Source organism: Bradyrhizobium ingae (assembly GCF_055791185.1).
Genome location: NZ_JBVUBB010000030.1, coordinates 1 through 19,322, shown reverse-complemented (window position 1 = coordinate 19,322; position 19,322 = coordinate 1). Strand labels below are relative to the sequence as shown.

Sequence of the window (19,322 nt, the reverse complement as noted above, 5' to 3'; positions counted from 1 at the left end):
TGAGATTATTTAGGCAGCCGGTGTTTTGCCATGGACCTGTTGCAGACATGCATCGCAAGCCCTTGCGGTCGTCATCGAAAAGGCACAGCTGAAACCCGTGCGGGAACGTCGAAAATGGCCGCAATGGTTCGCGGTCCTGACACCTCACGGGGCTATGGTTTGAACCTGCCCGCAGATGGAGACACTAAACTTTCGATGCGGCGAGACGTTCTATCAGGAGCGAACGTCATTCAGAAAACGGGATATTCGACATGAAATTCTTTGGACGGTCCGGACTGGCGATCAAGGCGGCAGGCATTGGCGCCGCGCTGCTCTTTTCGGTTTCGGCGAGCCACGCTCAGTCGTCCGGGCCCTTTGCCGGCTTTGACGGCGCGTGGTCGGGCACCGGCACCGTGTCGCTGTCGGACGGGTCCACCGAGCGCATCCGCTGCAAGGCCGACTACAAGGTTGCGGCCAGCGGTCTCGGCCTGAAACAGGCCCTGCACTGCGCCAGCGACAGCTACAAATTCGATCTCACCAGCGACGTGACGAGCCAGGGCGACCGCATTTCAGGCAATTGGAGCGAAGCCAGCCGTAACATCTTCGGCAATCTGCAGGGCACCGCCGGCGGCGGCCAGATCGACGTGTTCGTCGAGGCCAACGGTTTCGCCGCCAACCTGACGCTGCGCACCAACGGCAGCAAGCAGACGGTGCAGATCAACTCCAAGGGCGAAATCCGCGGCGTCAACATCACCATGGTGAAGAGCTGAAGCGCTTCACCTCACCTGATGAGCGGACGACATGGCCCCTGGTTCTCACGAGCCGGGGGTTTTTCATGACATGATTCATTGACAACACGGACCCCAGTCGCAGAATTCTGCTCAAGGCCGCCGGCCTTCTCGCCTCTCGTGCCTCCGGTGACCTCCAATCTGATACTTAACCGTTTTCAGAGAGAAGAGCCTTCGTGCGCCGCAAATCGGGCACGACGATCCTTCCATCGAATCTCGTGCTGAGCGGAGCCAACAAAGCTCGCACCTCCGGAATCTTGCCCTGAGCACACCATAACCCGGACAGGGCATTCGAGGCCCGCAGTTGCCAAAGGCGTGCCCCCTGCCGCACGGCAACGGCTATCGCTTTTTCGTAGCAGCCTTCTGCAATTGCCGGAGAGCCGCCTTCCCTGACCAGCAAGTCGCCCTTGAGCCGGTGAAGCTCGGCCTCGTACCAGCGTCCGCTCGTTCCCGCGACCATCAGCAAGGTTTGGTCGACGAGCTTCATGGCCTCCGCGAATTGTCCTGCTTTTGCCAGCACCTGGGCGAGGAGATAGCGAGCGAACTGCACCCAGATCAGCGCACCGGTGGCCTCCAGCGCCTTTATGCTCTTGCGAAGCTCCGGCAAGCCCTCTTCCACATTCCCGACATTGTAACTCGCCCAGCCTCGCAGCATCCGGCCACCGGCCAGCCAAAGCGGAAACGCATACTCGGTGGCCAGCCTGACGGTTCGTTCGGCCACCGGATACGCTGCCTCCTGGTCTCCACACAGCACGTGCGCCCCCGCCAGAAACGCGAGCGCATTGCAGAGGCTATGCGGATGCTGCTGCTGTTCGGCGAGGCGCACCGCATCCTGGCCGAACGCCAACCCACGTTCGACGTCCCCAAGCAGCGTAGACGCAAGCGTCAAATAGGTTTGCGAAACAATCGGAGTGAGCGGCGCGTGATGCTTCGCATCGTACAACTCGAGCGAATTGCCCAGATGGTCACGCGCCCGAGCCAACTCGCCGATCAGAAACAGCGCCTGGCCCAGAGCACGATGACCGATCAGCTTGGGCATAGGATTGTCCTGCTGCTGGGCTCGCATCAACAGATCTTCTGCCAATGCCCGTGACTGCTCGAAATCGCCTCGCGTGACATGGAAGGCAATGATCCCGTTCAGCACCGCAAATCTCTGATCGGAGCTCTTGGCGGTGTTGCACAGGTCAAGAGCGCGCTTGTAAGCTTCGACGGTCTCGGTGGCGGCAAACCCCTTTGAAGCGGCGAACGCATTCCCCAGCGACTGCTGCAACTGCAATTCAAGATTGTCGCGTTCGGCGCCCGAGGGAAGATCGAGCAACCGCTTGAGAGCCATTTGAAGGTGAGTACTGGCCTCGACGAAAGCAGATCGCGCACTGGCCTGCCGTGCAGCCCTTATCCAATAATCGATCGCGAATTCAGCCCTGCCTGCTTCGGCATAGTGCTGCGCAACGATCTCGGGAGCTGCATGAGCATCCTCCGGGAAATCTCTACATAAGATGTCGGCTATTCTTCCGTGAAGCTTTCGGCGCTGGTCGTTGAGTATGCTCGCATAGGCTTCGTCTCGAAGGAGCGCGTGCTTGAAGGAGAAGCTCTGATCGCTCAGGTGGCCGGTTCGGAACACCAGACCCGATGCCAGCAAGCGATCGACGGCGGCCTGAACATCGCTTCCCGAAAACGGGGCCGTCGCCTTCAACAGCTCGAGGGAAAAGTCGCGACCAATTACGGATGCGATCTGGGCGACGGTTTTTGCCGGCGCGAGCAGGTCCAAACGAGCCATCAGCGAATCATGCAATGTATCTGGCACCAGCAGCGTGGAATGCGTGCCGGAACGTTCCTCGCGCGATCCGCCTCCTCCGCTTTCGAGGACCGCCTTCGTGATTTCCTCGACAAAGAGTGGCACGCCATCTGTCTTGGCCAGAATTTGATCGATTGCGGTCCGCGGCAAGTCTTTGCCCTTGGTCAGGGACTGGACCATCGAAGACACCTGCTGCCGATCCAACCGATTGACCGTCAACGAGGTCACGTGCGGTTGTTCGGCCCAAGGCAACGTAAAATCCGGGCGATGCAACAGGACGACCAATATTCGCCAGCTCCTAACCTTGTCTCGGATGCGCTCCAGCAGTTCGAGGGAGGTTGGATCTGCCCAATGCACGTCCTCGAAGACAAGAATCATCGGTTGCTGTTCGGCGCCTACCTGCAGCAGAGTGAGGAGCGCACTGAAAGTCTGACCCTTTAGCTGCTCGGCTGTGAGTTTGCGTTGGGGATAGTGGTCCTCGGGCGATGGGATCGACAACAGCGCGGCCAAAGGCGGAACGATCGACTGGGTTTGCTCCGTCGTCCGGCGAACCAGATCCTCCAACTTGTTCAATCTGGTTGCAGGTGAGGTATCGCGAGCTATATCCGCGGCCTGCTCCAGGTAATGAAGGACCGGATGTAGCGCGCTGCTTGTATGGTAGGACGAACACTGAAATTGCAGGAAACCGTATCTCTCTCCGGCCAGTCTTTGCCGCAGCGCCAAGACAAGTCGAGACTTGCCAATTCCGGGCTCACCGGAGATCAGGACTATCTGGCCCTTGCCGTGCTTTGCTTTGCCGTACTGCTTGAGCAGGAGGCGTACTTCAGTTTGCCGGCCGATCAGCGGCGTCAAATGCAAGGAGGTGCGCGCCTCAAAACGACTCGATAGAGAGCCTGGCGCTACGACCCGCCACACACGAATTGGCCGCTCGAACCCTTTCAAATTGCGATCGCCGAGATCGGCAAATTCAAACAGCCCCCCAAGCAGGAGCCGAGTGCGCGGAGCGATCAATATCTGGTTGGGCTCGGCCAACGCCTGCAAACGCGACGCCAGATTTGGCGCATCGCCGACAAGCGCGAATTCGAGCGACGGCCCCTCTCCGATCAAATCACCGACGACGACGAGACCGCTTGCAATGCCGATCCGCACCTCGAGCTTTCCGGCGATCGGAACGGCCAAAGCCGGAACCGATTCAACGATCGCCAACGCCGCCTTGACCGCACGTTCGGCATCATCCTCGTGCGCCGATGGAAAGCCGAAATAGGCCAGAACTCCGTCGCCCATCAGACGTGCTATGTGCCCGTCATAGCGACGAATGGCGTCACCACAACAGTCCTGGAAGTCAAAGAGGATCTTACGCAACTCCTCGGGATCGAGCTGTGCGGATAAGGACGTCGAGCCTACGAGATCGCAAAAGAGCACCGTAAGGTGGCGCCTTTCGGCACTCTGAGCCGCCGTGGGCGGCGATCGGGGATCAACGGAGCGGCTGGCGGCGTGCGATGAGCCGCAGAGAGCCTGTATCGCCTTAACCAGCTTCTTGCGGTGACCGAAGGAAACGCCGAGCTGCTCCAGATCGCGCTCAGTCAGATCCGTCAGGATTTCCCAATCGATATCGTTCGTGGCAAACAGGTCGGCATATTGCGCCAATCCAATCTCTTCCAGCCAGTGCTGCAGATCGGTCATTGTGGCACACAACCCGAACGCCTCTGGCGGTCACGCCAAACCCGCCAACGCGGGTTCGGAGAGACTGCGCGATTATCCTGCGCGCGGATATTCGTATAGGCAAGCTGAATTTCGGCTGCGAACGCCGCATCCCTGATGGTAACGAGAGCCGCTCTCGCTCAGATCGCGCGCTTGTCCGCTCCGTGAATCTTCTCGTGCAGGTTGATCAGCCACATCGCTGTCGGGCGCAGGATGAAGAGGTCTGCAACCAGCGCTGCAACCATCGAGAAGGCGCTGAGCCAGCCGAACAGGCGCAGCGACGGCAGGTCGGAGAACACAGTGACCACGAGGCCGCAGGCGAGCACCACCGTGGTCAGGATCAGCGCGGGGCCGACCAGCACCGTGGCACGCTCGACCGCGAGCGCCGAGGATACCCCGGGCTTGCTCTCCAGCCTGAGGCGGTTGAGGAAGTGAATGGTCGCGGAGAGGCCGAGACCGAATGAGACGGTCAGTGCCACGACGCTGGCGAATTGCAGTCCCTCACCCATCGCCCACAACACCGTTCCCGACATCACCACCGGGAAGATGCCCGGCAGGATGCACGCGAACATCACCACCCAGGAGCGGAAGGCGAGCCCAATGAAGATCGCGACCAGCGCGAACTCGACCGTGAGGCCGCGGTTCAGCTTCTCGATCATGCTGGCCGAGTTGCGCGCCGCAATCGCGGCAAGGCCTGTCACCGCGATCTCGTAGCCGGGATGCTTCTTGCGAACGGCGTCGAGCTCCTGGTCGAGCTTGTCGACGATGGGCAGGAGCTGGCTGGAATCCTTATCCGGCACGCGGCCTGCGACCACGACCGCATCCTGCTCGGCATCGATGAACCGTCGCACCAGATGCTCGGGGATGACGTTCACATATTCCTTCAGCGTCGCGACGTCCGAGCTGCCCGCCTTTTCCGACAGCCAGCGGCGCAGCGTTTCGAGCGACCAGACGTTGCCGACGCCGGCCGCCTTCTCCACCGTCGCGTGCACGTCCGCGATGGTGTCCAGCGTCTCCGCCGAATAGAGCGATTCACCCTTGGGGAAGGTGATCAGGACGTTGACGGGATTGGCGCCCGTCAGCTTGGCGTCGAGCCGGTTGCTGGCCGCAACGGCCTGGCGCTTGTCCGGCACCTGGTCGGCAAGGCGGTAGCGCGGCTGGAGGTTGGCGTAGATCACCCCTAGGCTCGCCACGAACAGCACCGCAATCAGGCTGAACAGACCGGGTCGCCCCACCATCCGCACCGCGATCCAGTAGCAGAAATTGCGCAGCGCCTGCACGCCGGCATCCGCGCTCTGGAACTTCACGGCAAATATCTTCTCGTTACGTACGAACAGCACACCGAACACCGGGACCAGCGACAGCACCGTAACGAGCGCGATGATGGTGGCGGCAAGCCCCGCCTCGCCGAACTTGCGGATCAGGTCGGAGTCGGAGAACTGCAGCGCGATGAAGGAAATGCCGGCGGTGCCGTGCGTCAGCACGCAGGCCGGACCCACCACCAGAACGGCGTTCTTGAACGCGGTGAACTTGTCCTGGCCTGCAATCAGCCGGTCGCGCGCGGCGAAGGTGAGCTGCATGGAATCGGAGAAGCTGATGACCATGATGAGCGGCGTCATCACGTTCAGGAACATGTTGAGATTGAAGTTGGCCCAGCCGAGCGCGCCGAGCGCCAGCAAAATCGCGATCATCGGCGGGAACGCCGCCACCACCATGAAGGAGATCTTCCGGAAGAAGATGATGGCGATGATGCAGCCGGCGAGAATGCCGAGGATATTGTAGGTCAGCCCGTCGCGCTCGACGGCATTGCGGATCTCCAGCTGCATCACCGGCACGCCGGAAAGCTGCACGCTGAGCCCGGTGTCGCCGAGATCCTCCTTCATCAGCGCGCGGATGTCGCCGACGACTTTGCCGAGCTTGCTGGAGGCGACCACTTGCGGATCGAGCGAAAGCACGACCAGCGCGAGAGTGCCGTCCTCCGACAACAGCTTGCCGCGGATGATCTCGTTGCTTTTGACGGTCTCAATGAACTTGTCGTAGGCGGCACCCTCGGGAAGCTCGGCAGGGAATAGCGCCGCCGGCAACTTGCCCGGCGCCGGCGCCTGGCGCGCGGAGAACAGCGAGACGAGGCCGCGCGTGCCTTCGACGAGTTGCATGTCCGTGATGAAGTCGCGCAGCTTCATCAGATTCTCGCGCGCCAGCAGGTTCTTGCCCTCGACCACGACGAGGACGTCGAACTCCTCCGCCGGGAACTTCTTGGTCACTTCCTCGTACTGGTGGAATTCACGGCTGTTGGAGCGGAAGAGCTGCGACAGCGAATCGTCGATCTTGATCCGCTGGATGCCGAAGACGGCGCCGACGATCAGCGCGATCAGGATGAGGCAGGACAGGACCGGCGCGCGGATGGCGATCAGCCCGAGACGCTCGATACCGAAGGCGATGGAGGACGAGGGTCCGTGCTCGACCTTGTCGACATGAACCTCACTCTCGCTGTGCTTTTCGAGCATGCCTTGTCCAGTTCCTAAATCGGCTCGGTTGGTGAGCTTATGCGCCCCGCATATCGGCTTGAAAACGCCATACAGATGGGAGGCTTGCCTTTGAAAATGCGCGGGAAATCGCCGCGAGGGGTTTAGCAGGTCGGCCCGCCTCCTCGCAAGCGCGCGCTGGGGAACAAAATCGATCAAGATGCGGCGATTTCGGCCCTTGATCGGCTCATTCCGGCAGTGCCGTGCCGATTCGCGCCGGGGGATCACCACTCTCATCCTTGAGCGCCACGCCGGTCACGCCTCGCGACAGGCCTGCGCGGACCAGCCAGGCGATCTTGAAGGCCGCCTCGCCATAGCTGAGCCCGGCCCGATGGATGTTGGAGACGCAATTGCGCTCGGCATCGGTACGGCCGGGCATGGGCGCAAATGTCAGGTAAGCCCCGAGGCTGTCGGGAGCCGACAATCCCGGCCGCTCGCCAACCAGCATCACGACCATGGCTGCGCCGAGAATGGCGCCGATCTCATCGGCCAGCGCGACACGAGCGCCTGACGCGACAATGATCTGGCCGATTGCGACAGGCGCGGGTTCAGCGAGTCGCGGCAGCAGTGCGCGCAGCAGCTCGATTGCATGCACATGCACCGCGGTCGGCGACAATCCGTCACCGATCACGATCGCAAGCCGGCCGGAAACCGTGGCACGCGCTGCGAGAAGCTCGGCGCAGGCGGGCTCGAGCTGGCGTCCGAGGTCCGGCCGCCGCAGATAGTCGGCGCGATCGGCCGCACGGCTCCTCGCCGCAAGGAAGGGAAGGCCGAACTCACCGAGCTCGGCGATGATCCGCTCGGCATCGAAGGCGGCATGCACGGCGTCGCGGGCGCGTGCGTGATCTAGCGTGAAGTCAAGCAGCGGCCTGGTCGGCAGGCTCGCCCCGCTGCGCCCGAGCGCGACGCGCGCGGGTGTCAGCCTCCGCAGGTCCAGGGTCGGGCGGCTCGGAACGGATGGGCTAGACATGTCGCATCATTCGGCGGGAACGGACGCCTCGCGCAGCCTCAGCGAGTAGTTCGATGCGTTCTGCTGGCCGCTCGATGCCGCGCGCGCAAAGGTGATGAGATGGTGCGCGATCATGGCGCACCCGATCAGGCCTTCGAGATCGCCGTGCCTGATTCGGTCCAGGGCGAACTTCCAGAACACGCGCCTGTAGTCGCCGAGCACGCCAACCTTCCAGAAGATGTTGCGCAGCATGACGAGACCGCGCCTGATGTTCGGCCAGGTCTTCATCTCCGGCGCGACCGGCACCTTGATGCGGTTGGCATAGGTGTAGTCGCACTGGTGCTGATAGCGCGCATAGACCTTCTCGGGCGCGTAGGCCCGCTCCATGCAGAATTTCCAGGACGCCACGACATCATCGTAGGGCAGGAGGAAGTTGACGTTGGAATCGCGACCGTCGTCGTTGATCAGCCGGCCCTCGCGTTCGAGCCGGTCCCACAGCGGCGTCTTCGGCAGCGCCTGAAGCAGGTTGATCGTGAGCAGCGGGATGCGGGACTCCTCGACGAAGGAAAGCAGCGCCTGCGATGTGTTCGGCTTGTCGGTATCGAGCCCCATGATGATGCCGGACACCACCTCCATGCCGTAGGAGTTGATCGTGCGCACACCCTCCAGGATAGGGACCATCATGTTGTGGTCCTTCTGCATCGCGTGCAGCGCGTCGGGATCAGGCGTCTCGATGCCGCAGAAGATGGTGATGAAATAGGCCTCGCGCATCTTCTCGAGGATCTCGGGGCGCTTGGCGATATTGAGCGTCGCCTCGCAGGCGAGCCGCATCACATAGCCGGTCTTCTTCTGCCACTCGATCAGGTGCGGCAACAGGTCCATCGCCGCCTTGCGGTTGCCGATGAAATTATCGTCGACGAAATAGACCGTGTCGGTCATGCCGCATTCGCGCAGGCGATCGAGCTCGGCGATGATCTGCTGCGGCGTCTTGATGCGCGGATTGCGCCCGTAGAGGCCGGGAATGTCGCAGAACTCGCACTGATAGGGACAGCCGCTGGAATACTGGATGCTGCCGAGGAAATATTTCTTCACCTCCGCTAGCTCGTAGGCGGGGATCGGAAACTCCGTCATTGGCACGCGGTCGTTGGTCGTCAGCACCACCTGCTGTGCCGGGCGCGCGGTGTCGCGCGACAGGATCGCGATCAGCTCATTGGTGGCATCGCCAAGCTCGCCGACATGGAGATAGTCGAAGGACGGATAGTAGTCCGGGCAGGCGCTGACCGAGGGGCCGCCGAGCGCAACCGGCAGATCATGTTCATGGGCACGGAGGCAGATGTCGTTCATCTGCTGGCGCTGGATGTGCATGCCGCTGACGAAGACCGCTTCCGCCCATTCGAACTCTTCCTTCGTCGTCGGACGCAGGTTCTCGTCGACGAACTTCACCTGCCATTCCCTGGGCAGATAAGCGGATATGAGCAATAGCCCCTGCGGCGGCATGAAGGCCCTGACGCCGTCGGTCAGGGGATAGGCGTGCTCGAAAGTGCCGAAGGACGAGGTGTAACGCGGGAAGACACAGAGAATATGCCGGATCGTTCCGTTGCTTTCAGCGCGCATCGAGCTTCCCCCAACGACTTCCTACAAACCGTGCAGAATAGACATCAAGACACATAACGTAACGCTGGGCCCGAAATTCCTCAATATTGTGGCATGGGCCTAATTCATGAGACGCACCAATGGTTTCCTCGGTTCATGCCGATTGTCCGTGACCATGCGAAATTTGGGCCGGCTCAGGCGATCAACCCCGAGGCAAAATCGGGTAGCAGCCCCGCATCGCGAGCAAGCCGGAAATCGGCACCGGCAATCCCACTTTTCGCCAGCCAGTCGTCGAACTCCGGCGCGCGGCGCAGGCCGAAGACGTCGCGGACATAGAGCGCGTCATGGAACGAGGTCGACTGATAGTTCAGCATGACATCGTCCGCGCCCGGCACCCCCATGATGAAGGTGACGCCGGCGGCAGCGAGCAGTGTCAGGAGATTGTCCATGTCGTCCTGGTCCGCTTCGGCGTGATTGGTGTAGCAGATGTCGACCCCGAGCGGCAGGCCGAGCAGCTTGCCGCAGAAATGATCCTCCAGCCCGGCGCGGATGATCTCCTTGCCGTCATAGAGATATTCCGGCCCAATGAAGCCGACCACGCTGTTGACCAGCAGAGGTTGATACGCGCGGGCGACCGCATAGGCGCGCGCCTCGCAGGTCTGCTGGTCGACGCCGTGATGGGCGCCCGCCGACAGCGCCGAACCCTGGCCGGTCTCGAAATACATCACGTTCTGCCCGACCGTGCCGCGCTTCAACGACAGCCCCGCCTCGTTCGCTTCCCCGAGCAGAGCGAGATCGATGCCGAAACTGCGGTTGGCGGCCTCGGTTCCGGCGACCGACTGGAACACCAGGTCGACCGGCACGCCCTGCCCGATCAGCGACAGCGTCGTCGTCACATGGGTGAGCACGCAGCCCTGGGTCGGGATGCTCAGCCGCGCGATGATTTCATCCAGCAGCCGCAGCAACTGGCCGATGGTCGCGGGGTCGTCGCTCGCCGGGTTGATGCCGATGCAGGCATCGCCGGCGCCGAGCAGGATGCCATCGAGAATCGAGGCAGTGATGCCCTTGGCGTCGTCGAAGGGATGATTGGGCTGGAGCCGCGTGCTCATCCGCCCCTTCAGGCCGATGGTGTTGCGGAACGATGTGATCACCTGACATTTGCGCGCTGCCAGGATCAGATCTTGATTGCGCATGAGCTTCGACACCGCGGCCGCCATTTCCGGCGTGATGCCGTGGGCCAGCGTTCGCAAACCTTCTGTCGTCGCCGCGTCCGACAGCAGCCAGTCGCGGAAGCCGCCGACCGTGAGCGCAGACACCGGCGCGAAGGCCTTTGCATCGTGGGTGTCGATGACGAGGCGCGTGACCTCGTCGGCTTCATAGGGAATCACGGCCTCCTGGAGGAACTGGCCAAGCGGAACATCGGCGAGCGCCATCCGCGCGGCGATCATCTCTTCGGCGCTGGCAGCCGCGATCCCGGCCAGCCGGTCGCCGGAGCGCGGCGGGGTCGCCTTGGCCAGGAGGTCACGCAGATCGGCGAAAACGTAGGTCGTGGCATCGATGGTGTGGCGGTAGACCAAAAGCCCCTCCGGCGTCAGTCGGCCAATGGCCGATGCAGACCAACTCCAGTCCCGAGCAGTACTTGCCTGGCGGCAATCATGCGCGCCGATCCCTGCAGCATGGCATGCCAATCGGAGGAAGCGCCTCGCCGGAACCGGCTGGCGCCTCCAACGGTCTGATATACCTCGTATTTTCTACGACCAGGACAAGACACGCAACCCCGGCACATTAACGGCGCGTCCACCTTCATTGTGCATAGTTTCCTATCAATTTTATCGTTCGCGTTCTGGAAGCCATGACAAACGATCGCACTGGGAATGCCGCCGGCCTGGCAGGCCGTTTCACCCTTGCCACCAGGCTCTATTCGATTTTCGCACTGTTTGCGCTGCTCACCGCGGCCATCGCAGGGTTGGCGGACTACAACAGCCGCCGCGGCACCGAGCTCACGGCGGCGATCGAGACCGCGAATGCGGCGGCGCTGAACGTCGAGCGCGTCAACTCGCTGGTCTACGCCTCGGTGATGGAATCTCGCGGCGTCTACATGTCGACCGACCCGACCGTGGTGAAGAAATACGGCGATGGCCTCCTGAAGTTCACCGCGCAGATGCTCGACGTGGTCAAACGCTGGGAGACCATCGTCAAGGCCGACGACGCCGAGCAGTTCGCGACCTTCAAGAAGCGCATCGAGCAGTTCGTCGAGTTCCGAAAGGAGCTGGTTCGCCGCGCCTATGAGATCGGTCCGGCTGCTGGCCGCGAATGGGGCGACAACGACGCCAACCGCAGCGTCCGTCTGGATCTGAACAAGGACCTCGAGGCGCTGTCCAAGGTCTACGCTCAGCGCGCCAAGCAGATTGCGCAGGAAACCGAGACCAATCGAACGCTTTCCTTCGTGCTGACCTGCCTCGGCGGCGTCGCGCTGGCGCTCGTCGTGATCGGCATCGTCATCATCGCGCGCTCGATCGCTCGGCCGCTCTCGACGATCACCGCGACCATCAAGCAGGTCGCCGACGGCGAAGAGAATGTCGTGGTGCCCCATACCGGGCGCGCCGACGAGATCGGCGCGCTGGCGCGCGCCATCCAGATCTTCCAGGAAGCGATGGACCGCAACCGCAATCTGGCCTCGCAAGTCTCACAGGACTCCGCGGCGCGCGACGAGCGCGCCAGCCACATCGAGACCTCTGTCGAGACCTTCCGCGAAGCGATCGGCGCGGTCATGCGCGGCCTCACCGATAACGCCTCCGCGATGCGCGAGACCGCACAGACCATCACCCGCGTCACGGCCGATGCCAACACGCGGGCCTGCACGGCGGCGAGCGCCACCGAGCAGGCCTCGCACAACGTCACGGCTGTTGCGGGCGCAGCGGAAGAGCTGTCGGCATCCGTCGAGGAGATCGGCCGTCAGGTGCGGCAATCGGCGAGTGCCGTCGAGCAGACCGGCCAGCGCACCGAGAAATCGATCTCCGAGATCGAGAGCCTGGCTGCCGCCACGCAGCGCATCGACGGCGTGCTGAATTTGATCCAGGCGATCGCCGAGCAGACCAACTTGCTCGCGCTCAACGCTACCATCGAGGCGGCGCGCGCAGGCGACGCGGGCCGCGGCTTCGCCGTGGTCGCCCACGAGGTCAAGGCGCTCGCGGGACAGACGGCAAAAGCGACCGCGGAGATCAGCGAGAACGTAGGCATGATCCAGTCATCGACCCGCAACGCGGTCGAAGCCGTGCGCGAGATCGGCGGCGCGGTGCGCGAGATCAACGACGTGACCTCGGCGATTGCCGGCGCCGTCGGCCAGCAGGACGCTGCGACCCGCGAGATCTCCGCCAACGCGCAGTCCGCCGCGCAAGGCAACGAGACGCTGGTCGCCAACATCACCTCGCTCCGCGACGCCATCGGCGAGACGGATACGGCGGCGGCCTCGGTGCTCACGGCCGCCAGCAGCCTCACCGCTACCGCCGAAACGCTGTCGCGCGAGGTGGAAAAGTTCTTCCAGAATTTGCGCTCGGGCCCCACCGAGCGCCACACCGCTAAGGCGAGCTAGCTCTTCGCATCAGCCGACGCTCCGCCACGAGCCCTTGTAGGAGCGTCGCAGCAGCGCGAACAGGCTGCCGCCGGTCGCAGCGCCAAGCAGATAGACGACGACGGAGAGCAGTGCGAGCGGCAGGCTGAGGTTCACCCTGAAGAATGAGACCGTCACGGTCTCGAAATTCTGCGCGGCGAACACCACGATCGCGACCGCGAACAGGATGATGATGGCGAGATAGACCCAACGCATGAAGCACCCCCCTTCGGCCGCGCGCAGGATCGCGCGGTCAACCGCGACTTGAAATCAGCCTTTCCCCCGCGCTCGCCTTAAGTGCCGCGCCGCAGGCTGAAGCCGAGGCTCAGCCAGCCTGCGCCGGCAAAGATCAGGTCGATGCCGAGGAACAGGCCGAGGATGTAGACGCTGTTGACCGGCCAGCGCGCCAGGATCAACAGACCGAGCAGCAGGGTGATGACGGCCGAGAGCGCGACCCAGATCCAGGGGCTCTCCCGCTTCATGCTGAAGGCGAGAAACAGCCTGACGACACCGGAAGCGATCAGCGAGGCACCGAGGAACAGGGTCAACAGCACCGCGGCAAACAGCGGATTCTCGAAGGTCAAAAAGCCGGCGATGACGTAGAGCACGCCGAGCAGCGCCCAGATCAGGAATTTGCCCCAGCTCTTCATCTGGAACGCACCGATGACCTCGGTCACGCCGGCCACGATCATCATTGCGCCGACCACGAGCACGCTCGCCACCGTCGCGATCATCACGCTGCCGAGCGCAACGAAGCCGGCAATGACGTAGACGATGCCGAGCGCGACGATCCAGCCCCATTTCGGGCGCAGCGCCGCGATGCCGGAGCCCAAGCCTAGGCTATGAGACATATCCGAAGCAGTTGTCATGACGGCTACTCCTACAAGCGAACCCCCACGGCACACGCCAGGATAGCACGGGCTCGGTGAGGACAACAGCCAGAAGAGCAGCCGTCGCCGTCGCCGCCGTTGATGCAGGTCAAGGCGATCCAAGCGCGCTTCACGCGCGCGACCGCTCCATATCGAGCTCGGCCTTCAGACTGTCGAGATCGCGATAAATTGAAGCGACCGCGAGCACGCGGCGGTCCTTCCGGTACCGAAGCAGGCAGTCCTTGCCCGAGACGCTGCCGTCGACCTTGATGTCATCCCAGCCTTCGGCGTGGCCGACATAGTTGATCGGCACGTCATAATGCTGGCTCCAGAAGAACGGCACGGCGTCGTAGCGCTCGTGCCGGTCCAGCATGTTACGCGCCGCTGTCTGGCCCTGCCGCTCGGCAACCACCCAGTGCTCGACCCGGATGCTGGTCCGCGAATACGGGTCCGGCCAGCGCGCGATGTCACCCGCCGCAAAGATGCCGGGCGCGCTGGTTTCGAGGCAAGCATCGACCGTGACGCCGCGATCGACCGCAAGCCCGGCCTGCTCGGCGAGTTCGAGGCGCGGCTTGACGCCGATGCCGACCACCACGAGGTCGGCCTCGATTGTGCTTCCGCCTTTCAGATGAGCGCGGCGGCCGTCGAGCTTCTCGACGGTGTCCTTGAGGTGGAAATGGACGCCGTTCTCTTCATGAAGCGCACGGACGAAATCGCCCATCTCGGCTCCCAGTATGCGCTCCATCGGCCGCTCCTCCGGTGCGACCACGTGAACCTCGAGCTTGCGCGCCCGCAAGGAAGCGGCGACCTCGAGGCCGATGAAGCTCGCCCCGATCACCAGCGCGCGTTTGGCACTGCCTGCCGCCGCGATGATGGCGCGGCTGTCGGCGACCGATCGCAGTGTGTGGACATGCGGCAGGTCGCTGCCCGGAATTCTCAGCTTCACGGGTTCTGCGCCGGTCGCCAGCAACAGCCGGTCGAACGGCACCTTGTCGCCGTTGCCCAATGTCACATGACGTTGTTTCGTATCGAGCGCGGCGACTGACGTGTCGAGCCTGAGATCGATGCCTGCGTCGGCGTAATAATCCTCCGACCGAAGCGGCAGCCAATCCTCCGGCGCGTTGCCGGCCAGATAGTCCTTGGAGAGGTTCGGCCGGTCGACCGGCAAGGCGCTGTCGTTGCTTAGCATGGTGATGCTGCCGGCAAATCCTTCGCGGCGGAGCATTTCGGCCGCCGCAAATCCCGCCGCGCCGCCACCGACGATCACGAACCGGTCCGGCGTCGGCGCGGACCGGTGCGGCGCGGCCTGGGGTGGCGCCTCTCGCTTGCGGCGCACGACGATCTTGTCCTTCGTGCGTTCGACCTCCCAGACAGCCAGTGCATTCAGCGCAGGCGCTGCCACCGCCTCTCCGGTGCGCAGCGAGAAGCAGGCGTGATGCCAGGGACATCGGATGGTGTCGTCGACCACGAGCCCCTCGGCGAGCGGACCATGATAGTGCGTACAGGCAGGTTCGATCGCAACGACCTCGGCGCCGAGCTGCACGAGGAGAACGTCTTCGTCACCGACATGGCCGAGCAGCTTGCCGTCCTTGAAATCGGCGAGGTTCACGCCCTTGCTCAGATCGGGTCCGCTCGGCTTCTTCTCATCGCTCATGCGCCATCTCCCGTGGCTTCAGGTCTCAATCGTCCGAGTTGGCAAGGCCGAGCAGCTCCTGTCGCGTCAACGCGTTGTCGCGAAACACGCCGAGCATGCGGCTGGTCACGAGATCGGTGCCCGGCTTGTGCGCGCCGCGCGTCGTCATGCAATGGTGCGTCGCCTTGATGATCACGCCGACTCCTTGGGGCCTCAGCACGTCGTTGATCGTGTTGGCGATCTGCGCCGTCATCTTTTCCTGAATCTGGAGACGCTTGGCATAGATGTCGACCACCCGCGCGAGCTTGGAGATGCCGACGACGCGTCCCTGCGGGATGTAGGCGACCCAGGCACGTCCGACGATCGGCGCCATGTGATGCTCGCAATGGCTCTCGAAGCGAACGCCGCGCAGGACGATCATCTCGTCATAGCCCTCGATCTCCTCAAAAGTCTTTTGCAGGATTTCGGTCGGGTCCTGCGCGTAGCCGCCGAAATATTCCCGGAACGCACGCGCCACTCGGTCCGGCGTCTCGCGCAAGCCGTCGCGTGCGGGATCATCGCCCGCCCAGCGAATCATGGTGCGCACCGCGTCCTCGACCTCCGCCTGGCTTGGCATGCCTGCCGGCACCTGCGCGAGTGCAACGCGTTCCAGCCGTCGCGCCTGTCGTTCCATGTCGACTCCTCCCCCTGACCAGCCGCAACGATTGCGTCGCGGATACCAAGGCTTGGACGGCGCCAGCGGGAAAAGGTTCCCAGAGATACGGAAAAATCGGGATGTCCCGGAACCAGGCTTAGCTCTCTACAGCCTTGCGCAGGTCAAGGACGGCCTGTGCCCATTCAGCGGGCCGCTCCTGCGGCAGATTGTGACCTGCCCCATTGAACACGCGCCGCTCGAAAAAGCCCTCGAACTTGCGCGCGTGATGGGCGGTGCCATGAATGACGCCGTCGCGATCACCGTCGATCGCCATCGTCGGCACGCGGATCGGCGGTTGCGCGGCAAGCCGCGCCTCGATGGCCGCATAGGCAGGATCGCCTTCGACCAACGCGTAGCGATGCCGATAGGAATGGATCACGACGTCGACGAAGTCCGGATTGTCGAAGGCGGCTGCGCTTTGCTCGAAAGTCGCATCATCGAACGCCCAGGTCGGCGACCACATTGACCAGAGCTGGCGGGCAAAGCCGCGCCGGTTGCGCTCGAGCGCGCGGCGGCCGCGCTCGTTGTGGAAGAGATATTGATACCAGAGTGCGGCCTCCTCCGGCGGCGAAGCCGGCTCCATCGACCGCGCGATGTTCTGGATGTTATACGAATTGCCGGAGACGAGTCCGACGACCCGCTCCGGATACAGCGCCGAGACCACGCAGGCAGCGCGCCCACCCCAGTCATAGCCACCGACCACCGCACGCTCGATCTTCAGGGCATCCATGAAGGACAGGACGTCAGCGCCGAGCGCAGCCTGCTCGCCCGAGCGCAGCGTCTTGTTGGACAGAAACCGCGTCGCGCCATACCCACGCAGCCACGGCACAAGCACCCGCGCGCCGGATTGCGCGATCAGTGGCGCGCTCTCCGCATAGGCGTGCACGTCGTAGGGAAAACCGTGACCCATGATGCAGGGCCAGCCGTCCGGCGCTCCGAATTCCAGGTAGGCGATTTCGAGGACGCCGGTGGTTACTGTTTTTGGTTGCATTGTTGCGACAATCCTCTGAACGAACTTGCCCCGTAGCCCCATGGAGCGCAGCGAAAGCCGGGATTCGCACACGTCGGCGTCCCCGCATTTCGGTTCGCTCCATGCGGATTACAAACTCTCGGCTACTTCTGCGGCCCCGACAGCGGGATGTCGCGCTCGGCGCGGAATACGTTGCTGTAGAGGTTGGCGATCCACTGCCGGCCGATGTCGGTCTGGTTGAGATAGCCGATCTCGGTCTGGATATGCGGAGCGACGCTGTCCCAATAGAATTGCGGGTAGCGATGGACGATATCGGCAGGCGAGTCATATCCGAGTTGCCGGTTGATGCCGACCTCCTCGAATTCGTAGTACAGCGCGTTGGCCTTGCGCAGGTAATTGGGATCACCGAGCTGCCCGATGAAATCGGCGGCACGCAGGATCGAGGCGTCGGCGTCGTAGTCCTGGCCGTCCCGGGCCGGAAACCGCGTGCCCTCGATGGCACGGGCAATGCGCTCCGGATCGAGCTCCGGGATATGTTGCAGCCGCCGCATGACATAAAGCTTCGATCGATCGACGTGGTACATCATCAGGCTGGCATCGGAGGCACCGCGCGGCAGCGCGATCTTGGTCCCGGCCTCGTCGATCAGGAAGCCGTCCTCGTCATCCTCCTCGAACAGGCCGCGCACATAGCCGATGTCGTGAGCGAGGCAGGCGATCAGGACGTGGATGAAATCCTCCGCCTCCAGGTGGGTGTGGAGGTATCGGCCGTTAAGGATGGAATGGCCCGCCAGCGTCACGAGCATCGTATGCTCGATATTGTGATAGAGCGCGTCGCTGTTGCCGATGCATTCCATCGTCGTGCGAGTCGCGCTCTCGATCATTCTTGCAGCGGACTCGTCGTACCGGCGGCGCATGAACGAGCCAAGCAGCTTTTCCAGAGATTCGGCAGCCAGTCTCGGTAACGTGATCATGGATGCAGCCCCGTCGTCGGTGGTGTCCCCACGCCAACTCCTGACGCCTCGTTTCTCCTCGCCTGAGGCAGCATAGCCTAACTCGGCCCCGCTGACCAAATCTCCAATGGCGGCGCAGGGAAAAGATTTGTGTTGCGCGAGCCGCGCAACAGCTTTGTCGTCCTATCGAGGATGGCGAGGATTACCGGTCAGGCCAACGCGTGCCGCACCTGTCGGTCGGCGCTGCCGGCATGCGTCCCGAGGCTAATCGCTCCGCGCGAGCCGGGCCAGCATGGCGTCGAACGCAGTCTTGATCCGGCGAACGAACGGGGCCTTGTAGGGAAAATCCGGATTTTCGTCGTGCACCAGCATCGAAGCGTTGACCTCGAAGACGACGAGATTGCCCTGGTCGTCGAGCGCACAGTCGATACCGAAATAGTCGAGCCCGATGCGGCTCCTGATCGTCCGCAATACGTCATAATGACCTGCGGAAAAGACCGATTTGGGGGCACGCAGGAATTGCTCTTCCTCGCGCTGCATCCAGTCCTGGCTTGCCATATCGGCGCTGTCGCGGTGAAGCTTCCAACCGTCTCCGATCGCCAGATGATAGGGCAGGATCTCCTCGCCCACGAAAATGAAGCGGTATTTGCGGAAAAAGCCGTCGGCCGACCGATAATCGATCGGCTCGATCAGATAGCGATCCTCACTCACGCGTTCGGTCAGGAACGCCGTCAGGGCATCGGGATCCTCGAATCTTGCGAAAAAGTCCCCGCCATGGGTCCCCGCCGGTCTTGCCAGCAACGGAAACGTCGGCTCGTTTCCTTCGGGCGGGTGCACCTGACCTGCTGCGACGCGCAGCGTGCGCGGCACGCGACAGCAAGGAATACCGGCGAGCGCAACTGCGGTTGCATCGCGTGTCGTCCGCAGGACCTTTTCGGGTTCGTTGACGACCGGCTTGCCGAGGCGCCTGGCAATCTCATCGGCGAGCGGAAGCACGGCCGCGCCCTGATCGGCGTCGCATACGAGGTTGACGACGACGTCGTGCGCGAGCGTCGCGCTATCCGGGCGGGTCGAGGGCGACAGCGAGAGAATGTCGGTCTGGTAGGCGCAATCCCGAAACAGATACGCGACCGGCGTGTTGCCCACGAAGGGCGCGAACAGAGCGAGCACGCGAAAGCTGGCCGGCGACCGCGTCGCGGGTCGGCGCAGCACCGGGTGAAGCCGGACGGCTCGCTCATAGGCAGTCTCCGCGGCCTCGCTCTGGCC

General features: G+C 63.1%; 14 protein-coding genes. 2 read left to right on the top strand and 12 right to left on the bottom strand.

The genetic code is table 11. From position 1 onward, the window contains the following. Window positions 1-251: 251 nt before the first annotated feature. Window positions 252-749, top strand: a complete 498-nt coding sequence (locus ACV1FX_RS31015) for a hypothetical protein (RefSeq protein ID WP_473121344.1) — start codon at window positions 252-254, stop codon at window positions 747-749. Between the two features lie 166 nt (window positions 750-915). On the opposite strand, the gene ACV1FX_RS31010 is transcribed toward ACV1FX_RS31015, so the two are convergent. The 5 genes from ACV1FX_RS31010 to ACV1FX_RS30990 form a co-directional block, all read right to left on the bottom strand. Next, the gene (locus tag ACV1FX_RS31010) at window positions 916-4,245 is read right to left on the bottom strand and encodes an AAA family ATPase (protein ID WP_473121343.1); all 3,330 of its coding nucleotides are present in this window, start codon (window positions 4,243-4,245) and stop codon (window positions 916-918) included. 158 nt (window positions 4,246-4,403) lie between these two features. Continuing rightward, window positions 4,404-6,770 carry an efflux RND transporter permease subunit gene (locus ACV1FX_RS31005; protein ID WP_473121342.1) on the bottom strand — a complete coding sequence of 789 codons (2,367 nt, stop codon included), beginning with the start codon at window positions 6,768-6,770 and terminating at the stop codon, window positions 4,404-4,406. A gap of 205 nt (window positions 6,771-6,975) precedes the next feature. Continuing rightward, entirely contained in the window at window positions 6,976-7,758 is a 783-nt protein-coding gene (gene eutC, locus ACV1FX_RS31000) for an ethanolamine ammonia-lyase subunit EutC (protein WP_473121341.1), read from the bottom strand. Window positions 7,759-7,764: 6 nt separating this feature from the next. Then, window positions 7,765-9,351, bottom strand: a complete 1,587-nt coding sequence (locus ACV1FX_RS30995) for a B12-binding domain-containing radical SAM protein (protein ID WP_473121340.1) — start codon at window positions 9,349-9,351, stop codon at window positions 7,765-7,767. 173 nt (window positions 9,352-9,524) lie between these two features. After that, window positions 9,525-10,907, bottom strand: a complete 1,383-nt coding sequence (locus ACV1FX_RS30990) for an ethanolamine ammonia-lyase subunit EutB (protein ID WP_473121339.1) — start codon at window positions 10,905-10,907, stop codon at window positions 9,525-9,527. A gap of 275 nt (window positions 10,908-11,182) precedes the next feature. Between ACV1FX_RS30990 and ACV1FX_RS30985 the strand changes: the two genes are divergently transcribed. Next, the gene (locus tag ACV1FX_RS30985; protein WP_473121338.1) at window positions 11,183-12,922 is read left to right on the top strand and encodes a methyl-accepting chemotaxis protein; all 1,740 of its coding nucleotides are present in this window, start codon (window positions 11,183-11,185) and stop codon (window positions 12,920-12,922) included. A gap of 9 nt (window positions 12,923-12,931) precedes the next feature. On the opposite strand, the gene ACV1FX_RS30980 is transcribed toward ACV1FX_RS30985, so the two are convergent. The 7 genes from ACV1FX_RS30980 to ACV1FX_RS30950 form a co-directional block, all read right to left on the bottom strand. After that, window positions 12,932-13,156, bottom strand: a complete 225-nt coding sequence (locus ACV1FX_RS30980; RefSeq protein ID WP_473121337.1) for a LapA family protein — start codon at window positions 13,154-13,156, stop codon at window positions 12,932-12,934. Between the two features lie 77 nt (window positions 13,157-13,233). After that, a complete protein-coding gene (locus tag ACV1FX_RS30975; protein ID WP_473121336.1) occupies window positions 13,234-13,809 on the bottom strand; it encodes an HdeD family acid-resistance protein in 576 nt (191 codons plus the stop codon). A gap of 130 nt (window positions 13,810-13,939) precedes the next feature. After that, a complete protein-coding gene (locus tag ACV1FX_RS30970; protein WP_473121335.1) occupies window positions 13,940-15,463 on the bottom strand; it encodes an FAD-dependent oxidoreductase in 1,524 nt (507 codons plus the stop codon). Window positions 15,464-15,488: 25 nt separating this feature from the next. Further along, window positions 15,489-16,115, bottom strand: a complete 627-nt coding sequence (gene folE / locus ACV1FX_RS30965; RefSeq protein ID WP_473121334.1) for a GTP cyclohydrolase I FolE — start codon at window positions 16,113-16,115, stop codon at window positions 15,489-15,491. A 118-nt stretch (window positions 16,116-16,233) separates the two neighbouring features. After that, window positions 16,234-17,127 (bottom strand): alpha/beta fold hydrolase, encoded by an 894-nt coding sequence (locus ACV1FX_RS30960; RefSeq protein ID WP_473121333.1) that lies wholly within the window; start codon window positions 17,125-17,127, stop codon window positions 16,234-16,236. 122 nt (window positions 17,128-17,249) lie between these two features. Continuing rightward, entirely contained in the window at window positions 17,250-18,077 is an 828-nt protein-coding gene (locus ACV1FX_RS30955; protein ID WP_473121332.1) for a metal-dependent phosphohydrolase, read from the bottom strand. A 243-nt stretch (window positions 18,078-18,320) separates the two neighbouring features. Then, on the bottom strand, window positions 18,321-19,322 hold a 1,002-nt coding region (locus ACV1FX_RS30950), incomplete at its 5' end, for an ATP-grasp domain-containing protein (protein ID WP_473121331.1).